The 7,967-nt window shown below is 51.9% G+C and carries 5 protein-coding genes; 3 read left to right on the top strand and 2 right to left on the bottom strand.

The window, feature by feature from the left end:
* Positions 1-66: 66 nt before the first annotated feature.
* Positions 67-1,722, bottom strand: a complete 1,656-nt coding sequence (locus ACEW8P_RS09655) for a hypothetical protein (RefSeq protein ID WP_373512875.1) — start codon at positions 1,720-1,722, stop codon at positions 67-69.
* On the bottom strand, positions 1,719-2,942 hold the full coding sequence (locus ACEW8P_RS09650) for a hypothetical protein (protein ID WP_373512874.1): 1,224 nt from the start codon (positions 2,940-2,942) through the stop codon (positions 1,719-1,721). Before ACEW8P_RS09650 ends, ACEW8P_RS09655 begins: the two co-directional genes overlap by 4 nt.
* A gap of 350 nt (positions 2,943-3,292) precedes the next feature.
* Between ACEW8P_RS09650 and ACEW8P_RS09645 the strand changes: the two genes are divergently transcribed.
* The 3 genes from ACEW8P_RS09645 to ACEW8P_RS09635 all read left to right on the top strand — a co-directional run.
* Positions 3,293-6,154 carry a response regulator gene (locus ACEW8P_RS09645; protein WP_373512873.1) on the top strand — a complete coding sequence of 954 codons (2,862 nt, stop codon included), beginning with the start codon at positions 3,293-3,295 and terminating at the stop codon, positions 6,152-6,154.
* A gap of 185 nt (positions 6,155-6,339) precedes the next feature.
* On the top strand, positions 6,340-6,780 hold the full coding sequence (locus ACEW8P_RS09640) for a hypothetical protein (RefSeq protein ID WP_373512872.1): 441 nt from the start codon (positions 6,340-6,342) through the stop codon (positions 6,778-6,780).
* A 44-nt stretch (positions 6,781-6,824) separates the two neighbouring features.
* On the top strand, positions 6,825-7,967 hold a 1,143-nt coding region (locus ACEW8P_RS09635), incomplete at its 3' end, for a CAP domain-containing protein (protein ID WP_373512871.1).

Here is a 7,967-nt window from a genome sequence, read left to right as displayed (position 1 = left end):
ATTGTGCTGCTTACTGTATAGGCAGTTTTCAATGGTACTTTTACAAGCGACCTGCCGTTCACGTTTTTACAACATCTCGGCTTCTTCCACTCGCGCGTCAAAAATACCCGTGAGTACCTGCCCATTACGCTTGATTTGCAGGAAGATCCGGTACTGTCCGGCCCGCGGAAAAGCGTAGGGGAAGCTGATGTTACTACCGTGGTTCATGCCCTCGTGTTCGGCGGAGTCCTCGGGCATTTTCATCCCCATTTCCTTCATCAGGAAGTTTTCTCGCTCCGTGTCGGGCATGGCTTTCAGCGCGGCGACGTGGCGGTCAATGCTGTCGCGGAATAGCTGCGGCGAGGCGCGACGGAAGGTTCGGGACGTATCAGCAATGCGGTTTTTGAGTGATAGCTCGGAAGCCATTGCTACCGTACCGACGGGGTGCAGATGTACGTACACTGAGCCATCAGAGCGGACAACGGCCGCGTGGCCCGCCATGCCCAGGTAGGGTTGCAACTGAGCAGCGGCACCATCGGGCGCGAACACTTCAAATTTGAGTTGATAAGGTTTTCCGGCCTTGAACACCTGGTTGGCTTGGCCTTCCCACACTACGTAAGAGCCGTCGAGCAGAGCGGTGCGGGTACCGGGCTTGCCGCATATCACGACGTTGGCGTCCAGCGGGATATTCTTCGGCTCATTGAGCGGATCGGTCACAACGTAGGTATCCTCAGGGTCGGTGCGCTTGATGGGCGTCCCCAGCGTCATTTCGGGAATGTCGATCGTGTCGGTGATGGTTTCAGTGAAACCCGTGATGGAAAAAATATCGCCGTACACTAAGTACCGTCCAGCGGGTAATTTTGGTAGATACGCCTGAAAAGTCGTGGAATCGACGCGCTCAGGATGCAAGTGCGCGAAGGCGTCGAGGCCGGGTGCCCTAACCAAAAACAGGTGCATCATCTTGCCATGGTCGGGGACAAGGTAGCTGAGGTAGCCTCGGCCGCGATTTTCGGCGAGAGTGGTGGTGTCGATTTTGAGTTGAAAAAGCCGCTGACCGTCCTGCGCGACGACCGTCCCCTTTGCTTCCAGCGGTTTGAGTATATTCCGTCGGTAGTCCGCCGCCCAGCTATCCCACCAGCTACTGCCGCCGTACAGAATCACCACGCAAGCCACGAACGCAATGCCCATATTGACCAGTCGCTTTCTTTTCCGGGCGGCGGAAAGCGTTTGTCCGGCACGGAGTAGCCCGTCGCTGACGCTGGCCCCGATGACCGTGATGAGCAGAATCACTAGCAATAATCCCAGTGCGCCGAGTGTCCAGCCCAGCCCGGCGGGCATGTCGCGCTGGGCGGTCGAAACCGCTACCAGCGGAACTACCATTTCGCCGCTTCCCTGGGTACCTTCGACCTTAATTTGGACACTGGATGACCCGTTTTCCATCAACCACACGATGCCCTGAAATTGACCCGGCTGCCCGGCGACTGCTTCCATCGCTTCGTAATCGGGGGCACCCTCGTCGCCGGAGCGGAAGTAGATGGGCCGCGCCTTTACGGTCGTCGGGTCGCCTCGCTCTACGTAAACCGTTACCCGTGCGGTGCCGGGAATAACATCGGGCGGCTGAATATCGACCAGCAGGCGGTATGCGCCCGCTTCTCCCTGCAATACGACGCCGGAACTACCCACATGGGCAAATACGAGTAGTACGTTGAGAATTAACCCCAAAATTAACAGCAGCTTTTTCATCGTTGAATGGTATTCATCCACCGGCCCCAGGCCAGGCCGATGCGGCTGGAAATAATACTGATGACCAGCGCGATGCCCAGACCTCGCGCCAATTGGCCCGCCGTTTCAAGATTCCAGGGGGCGAATTTATAGCGGTACTCCCATTCAGGATTACTGCCGAAGTACCAGTAGTGGCTGCCGAAAAACCAGTTGCGGGCCTGCGGAGATTCCAACAAAAAGCCACCGAAGAACCATTGTGCTACAAAGAAAACTGCCAGAAAAACAGTACCCAGCAGCAGCGCCAGTTTCCAGTCGTTCCAGTGGGAAAAGCGGTGCCTGAGCAAGTCGAGTGCCACCGCCGGAACGATCAGCAACAACGGAAACTTGAAGCCGTTGTAGTGGGTGAGGTGGTTAAGGATTGGTCCCAGCATAGGTTCTGCCGGGAAAAGCGGAATGATCCAAAGTGTGAGCATCAGAATGAGAGAATAAACCGCCGCCACCGCTGTAATGGTCCAGCGGTGGGAAAAGGCCCGACCGAATGCCAACAGTACAAATGGGAAAGCCCCCGCCGCCACTTGATAATAACCGGAAGTATGCGAGGCATAGCGGTCGATTTCCTCGGAAAGCAATGTGTACCACATCGTCAGCAGAAATCCGGCGGACAGTACGAACAGCGCGAAAAGTACCCCATCGCGTCTGTCATTGGTCTGCTCGCTGCCCCGAAAAAGATACTCCGTTTGGTTCTTGATGGCCAGTACGCTCACTATGGCTCCGAATTGCACGCCGATGATGCCCAACGCCAGTACGGTATGCGGTGGCGAAAGAATGGTGACGTCCAGCCCGTAGGTATTATGCCACCAGTCATCGAAGGGCGCGGAGGTGAGCATCGCGATAGCACCCCACACGCAGAAAAGCGCACCCAACGAACTGTAAAAGAAGCCCCAGATTTTGACGCGCTTGCTCTTTTCCAGGGCGCTTCCCGCGAACGTGTTACGCAAAATCTCGTAGCCTGAGAAAAGCCCCGACACCACCGCTCCCAGATAGATGACCAGGTGCGGGGGCGAAAAAAGCCCGTCGCGCCCGATGCTGAGGTGCCAGCAAATATCCCAGATCAGGCCCGTAATGACGCATAGCGAGGAGAAAACAACTGCGTAAACGTAAGCCGGGATTTCCAGCGAATTTGTCGCGTCGGTTTGCGACGTCAGAAAGGGCGCAGCTGGCGGAGGAAGGGTTTGGTTCATAGAGGAATAGAGATGAAAATCGTGGCAATTTTGAAATTAAAAATCCGGGTTCCAAATTTTCCTCAGAGATAGTCGCAAAAATGTAATTTGCCAATTGGCTAAGGAATTTGGTTGAGCCCAATGGTAAAATACTTTGTCTGGAATATTGTATCTACCTTCTTGGCTACTTTCATAAAAACAGAGCGAGAAAATGCCCGGCAAGTATATTTGGAGCATTTTTTGCTTTTTTTGGTCAGTATTTCCCCTCTTTCCGTTACAAGCGAAAGCTGCATTCAATCACGTTTTGCAAACAGGTTCTTATATAGATAAATTTGTTGCAAGTTCGGTTCCACACTCCGCCTGCTGGATTAATGATAAAGGTACTTTTTCTCAAACTTACCCTACTTCTCTGCCTTTTCCTGTCAGTGTGCGGCGACTCCTATGGTCAGAGCGAACCTTCGCTGTCTGTCGATCCACTACTTTGGTCCAAGATAAAAGCTGGCCTTAACCAGACCCCGCCGCCAGCTTCCTACGCCTTCATTCCGAAACAAATTACGGAACACTTTGAGAATCAGCCTGACTCTGTCCTTCGTAATCACTATGCGGTCATGATCCGGCTGGAACGTCTATTCAACCTCAATGCTGCGATCTACGTCGGTGAAGCGATGGTCAGACTGGCCAGAGAACAGCGTAATCCGGCGAGGGTGGCAGCGGCATACGGTGATCTGGCTCGCTATTACGACGCCTTGGGAACTTACCAACTGGCCGCCACGAGCATTGAAAAGGCGTTGGCAATCTACAAAGTCCTGGGCGATGAAAACGCTATACTTGCGGCTGAATACGACAGACTATCCCTCAGATTACATTTCGTAAGCCGGGAGGCGGTCATTCCCCTCATGGGTTCCTTGCTTGAAGAAGCAATGGCTCATAACGCAGTACATCTTACCAAGAAGCTACATTTGCGGTTGCAGGAACTACAACTCCTTGAAAAAGAATACGCGGAAGCCGAAAGACATGTACTATATCTGGAGAAACTTCCCGAATCTGATCCTATTAAGCCTGGGGAGTATCCATTCCTGATCAACGCCGCCAAGGGCAGGGCCGATTTGGCTCTGGCCAAAAACGATCTGGCCGAAGCCGAGCGCTACTACTTGAAAACCTTGCGCCTGTGCCGGGCGGAACCGGGGCCCTGGTTTGAAATTTTTACGCTTCACGCCCTCACCAATCTGGAACTGAAACGGGGGAATATTGGCCAAGCCAAAAACTACCTCGAAGAGGCCCGAACCAAGGCGGAAAAGTTGGAACTCCACGATTTGTTAAGCCAAACCTACGCGCTGAAATCCAGCATTGCCGAACTGGAAGATAAGCCTGACGATGCGCTGCAATTTTTCAAGAAGAAGATTTTTCACGAAGAAAAATTTGAGTCGCGAAGCGAGGGTTTTAATCTCGAGAACTTCTATTTGCAGGCCGAGCGGGACAAACTGACCGCTAACGAAAAGAACCGGGCGCTGGAACTGAACCTGAGAAAATCGCAGCTCACCTATTCGCTGGTTATCCTTCTGCTGGTGGCGCTTTTGGCCGTTGGCCTGATCATGGGATACATTCGGCAAAGACGGGGAAAAGCCGAACTCGCCGACAAGAACCGCCTCATCCAGCAGCACGCCACCCAACTGGAAACCCTGGATGTGGCCAAATCCCGTTTCTTCGCCAACGTGAGTCACGAACTACGTACGCCGCTTACGCTGATTGCGGGCCCCATCACCACCTTGTTGAAGGAGAAGCAGTTGTCCGAAAAACACGCCAGACTGCTCAACGTGGCTAGTCGCAGCGTCAGCCAATTAGAGTCGATGGTAAAAGACATGCTTGATTTGCAGAAGCTAGAGATGGGCAAAATGCCACTTGATCTTGAACCCACGGAATTGCAATCGTTCTTTGAACTACACCTTGGTCAGTTCCAGTCGTTAGCCCACTCGAAACAGATTCATTATTCGCACGAGGTGAAAATTGCGCCGGGTGCGGTGGCTGAACTCGATCGGGAAAAATGTAGGCAAATCCTCTATAACTTACTCTCCAATGCCTTTAAGTTCACTCCCGTTGCTGGTAAGATCGAGGTTACTGTGGGATTGCAGAATAATATTCTTTCCCTTGCGGTAGTCGATACGGGGCCCGGTATCCATCCCGACGACCTCCCGCATGTGTTCGACCGATTTTTTCAGACCCACCGAAAAAGTCAGCATTTGGACGGAGGAACGGGGATTGGTCTGGCTCTCTGCCATGACTACACCAAGCTGTTGTACGGGGAAATTCGCGCGGAAAGCAAGCTGGGCGAAGGTACTAGCTTCTATGTTTCGTGGCCGCTTGCGCTTTCCGAGGCACAAAACGGTGTGGCCCCGCTGGCTGTTCGCAACCTGGATGAAGGTGCCGGATCAAACACGGAATCCAATACTGAAAGGTCCGATCCGGTAACCACCGCCCCTACTTCCAAGCCGACGCTGTTGGTGGTGGAGGATAATCCTGGTTTGCAAGAGTACCTTATTTTGATACTGTCCGAAAAATACCGCGTCGTTTCCGCTGAAAACGGCAAGGTGGCCCTGCAAAAACTGGCCGCCGAGGAGTCGGTGGACTTGATCCTGAGCGATCTGATGATGCCCGTGATGGATGGGTACCAGTTGCTCGAAAAGCTAAAATCAGGCGATACCACCCGGCACATTCCCGTCATTATGCTCACGGCCAGGGCCGACCCTTCGACCCGTCTCCGCGCGCTACGCATCGGGGTAGACGACTACCTGACTAAGCCTTTCGATGAGGAAGAACTACTTGTGCGGATCGCCAACCTGCTGAAAAACCAGTCGGCGAGAACACAGGATGCTCTGGCTGAAAACCAGGCGGCCGTAACCTCTCCTCAACTCTCTCAATCTCATCAGGCTTGGCTCGAAAAATTCGAAGCCCACGTACGGGAAAATCTGACCAGCGATATGCTGGACGTCCCCTCCCTGAGCGAGACTTTTGCCATGAGCGAATCGACTCTGCTCAGGCAGTTGAAGCGCCTCACGGGCCTCAGTCCTCAGCAATACTTGCGGGAGATTCGCCTGAACGAATCCCGGGAGTTATTGGAAAATGGCGCTCCCGTTTCTATCGCCGTACTGGCGGCCCGGGTGGGCTACAAAAATGCCGGCAGTTTTTCCCGGAGCTTCAAAAACCGTTTCGGTAAACTGCCAAGTGATTTTGTTTAGGTGGTTGCCGCTCATCCTTCCCCAAATGCCCTTTTGAGGCCATTCCAGGCCAACTTTGACGGATTTTGCGACAAAGTTGACGGATTTTGCGCGCCCGGATGCCCCAACTTTGTGGTGTATTAAAAACGTAGATCGCCGAAAATACGGATCAGGGTAGGCAGCGAAAGCAAAGCACATCACACACTATGAAAGCAACACATCTACCAATTTTACCAAAATTCATTTCTCTTCTCTTATTATTCATCGTTACGTTGCTCTGTTCGGTTGAGGTGACTGCCCAGCTTCACAACCAGGCCAACCTTGACTACCTGAAAAACCTGAGTAGTAAGTCGAGCCTGACGAAAGCTGAACTGGACAAAGCCAGGGCCACCATGCTGAAGATAAACAACGAGGCCCGGTTGAATCCCAATTACCGAAAAAAGCAGGAAAGCCAAACCGCCTTGCAACTCCCCTCGGGTTTGAAGCCTCTGATAATCAATAAGGATCTCAATAAGTCAGCCCAAGAACAGGCCGATTATCAGGCATCTATTAAATCGGTCACGCACGACAACCGAAACTACCGGGATTTTGGGGCAAGAGCGGACAGGCACCTGACATGCCAACCGTCCCGACAGGGCAGTATTTGATTACAGTAATTCACATTCATTTTCAACTTAAATTTAAAATAGATATGAATAAGCTAAACACCTCTGTTTTTCTCTACCTGCTGGCCCGGCTGTGGTCAGTTGACCTACAAGACCAAAACCCCCTGCTCATTATGAAAAAAGTCCAAAAATGTGTCTTGTTCGGTGTGATTTGGGTTGTATATTCTTTCCACAACCCTGTCTTTACATACGGCCAAACGACTATCTGGTTGCCGAAAGTAGACAGGACAGAGAGTGAACTCACTTACACTTACAGCGTTCAGGCTCCAGATTATTTAGCCGACTGGATTCTTAACACTCCGGCTGCCGGGAGTGGGGAGCTTATCCAGAAAACAGTTGACGGTAAGAACTATACGGTAATAAAGCGGATTGCCACTTGGGATTTAGGTGGTTCGCATCCCGAAAAAACAGGGCAAATTCGCTTCGATACCAAATTGGGCGATATGGACGGTACCTGGAAATTCGAACCAAAACTTAAGGATGAGTCACAGGTAATCCAGGCATTAAATTCGGCCGTTCCACCAACGGATGGCCCCTGGAAGTCGGCCATCATACTCGCCCTGAAATGGGAAGGCACTACCCTTCCCACCCTGAAGTTTACCGAAAAGATTTCTCAACTTGATCAGGCTAAGGCCAGAATGGTCAACATAGCCAAAAATACGAAAGCCGGTAAGTTCTATCCAGAAGTAAAAGTGCCTGTCGATGTAGCGGGCTACCGTGCGGCTATGCTTGAAATTGTTAACCTGGCCAGAAAAGACCCTGACTATCGCTCGAAAAACAAATTCGCTTCGAACCTTCGGGATGACATAGCGCAGACTACATCTAGTCAGCGGCAAAAGATCTATCATAACAGTCCTACTTCTTCCCTTTTTGATGACTTGCAACTTGATGACAAGTTAAATGACCTGGCACAGATACAGGCGGAATGGGCTGCAAAGAATAATTACATGGGACACAACGGACCCCCTAATTATAATGGCGTTACAATGGTAGATTTTGGTCAGCGTACACAATACTTTACTCCCGGTTATATATCAGCAGGGGAGGCTGGTGGCTGGGCTACTTCGCCCGAAGACTGGATGCAAGGTGAAACACATTTTCGCCCATGGTTTAGCATCGGTCATGATGTTGACTTCATTGGTTTTGGGGTGGCGATTGGTGGTGATGGC

The organism is Persicitalea sp. (assembly GCF_041751555.1).
Classification (GTDB): domain Bacteria; phylum Bacteroidota; class Bacteroidia; order Cytophagales; family Spirosomataceae; genus Persicitalea.
Note: the sequence above shows the minus strand (reverse complement) of the source record. Positions and strands in the feature narration are given on the sequence as shown.

Excerpts from the sequence above, each read along its gene's own strand:
- ACEW8P_RS09655 (WP_373512875.1), bottom strand. The coding sequence starts at position 1,722 with ATGAAAAAGCTGCTGTTAATTTTGGGGTTAATTCTCAACGTACTACTC.
- ACEW8P_RS09650 (WP_373512874.1), bottom strand. The coding sequence starts at position 2,942 with ATGAACCAAACCCTTCCTCCGCCAGCTGCGCCCTTTCTGACGTCGCAA.
- ACEW8P_RS09645 (WP_373512873.1), top strand. The coding sequence starts at position 3,293 with ATGATAAAGGTACTTTTTCTCAAACTTACCCTACTTCTCTGCCTTTTC.
- ACEW8P_RS09640 (WP_373512872.1), top strand. The coding sequence starts at position 6,340 with ATGAAAGCAACACATCTACCAATTTTACCAAAATTCATTTCTCTTCTC.